Raw genomic sequence first — 1,078 nt, forward strand, 5'->3', positions numbered from 1 at the left:
GACCGAACAGTATCTTAGGCCACCCTTCAAAGTAAGCCTGCATGAACAAGCATGGTCATTGATAAATAATCGCCAAGTATTTAACGCTATCGGAGATTAACATGGATCAGACTGAATATGTAGGTGTAGATGTTGCCAAGGATAAATTTGATGTAGCTACTTTTATTAATAATCGTTACAAACATTCAGTCTACCCTAATGATGCCAAAGGTCATGCTGAATTTGCTGCATGGCTTACCAAAAATTCCACGTCACCTTGGGTTTGCATGGAAGCTACCGGACATTATAGTGAGGGCATTGCTGATTTTTTATTAAAAAAATCCATCAAGGTTAGTGTGGTTAATCCATATCAAATCAAAAACTTTGCAAAAGCTTCCTTAGCGCGAAATAAAAACGATATCATCGATGGAAGGGTGATTCGCGAATTTTGTAAATGTATGCAACCCCGAGTGTATGTAACTACTTCTGAGGCTCAAAAGCAGTTAAAAGGATTAATGAAATTATTAGATATGCTTAAAGGCCAATTGGTACAACTAAATAACCAATTACATAGCTTACATGAAGGCATGGCAACCGACCTGTTAATTAAATGGATTAAAAATCTAGAAAAAGAAGTAAGTTTAGTGGAACAAAAGATGACTGCATTAATTAATGAGGAGCCCATGTTAAACAGGAACATGAGGTTAATAACGAGTATTAAAGGCATTGGAAAACTCACAGCCTTTCGTGTGCTAGCACTCATGCCTGATGTCAGCTCCTTTCAAACCGCCAAACAATTCGCTGCATACATTGGGATCACTCCGAAGCAACACCAATCCGGGAAATTGTTTGGAAAAACAACTATTTCGAGATTAGGTGATAGTCGTCTCAGGAAAGCTCTTTATATGGCCGCATTAGTAGCTAAAAGACATAACAAAGGACTATCTGCCTTCGTTACCAGACTTCAGAACAATGGAAAAACTCCTAAAACTATTGTTTGTGCTGTAATGCGCAAATTAGCTCATATCATCTTTGGAGTTTTAAAAAGTAAACTGCCTTTTAATGAAAATTTATCTTGCGTTTAAAGACAGTATCTACG

General features: G+C 37.3%; 1 protein-coding gene. It reads left to right on the top strand.

Annotation, left to right across the window (positions count from 1 at the left end; translation table 11 throughout):
- Positions 1-101 precede the first annotated feature (101 nt).
- On the top strand, positions 102-1,064 hold the full coding sequence (locus ELY21_RS15475) for an IS110 family transposase (protein WP_127110934.1): 963 nt from the start codon (positions 102-104) through the stop codon (positions 1,062-1,064).
- The last annotated feature ends 14 nt before the right edge of the window (positions 1,065-1,078 follow it).

This window comes from Legionella sp. km535 (assembly GCF_003990085.1).
Lineage (GTDB): Bacteria > Pseudomonadota > Gammaproteobacteria > Legionellales > Legionellaceae > Legionella > Legionella moravica.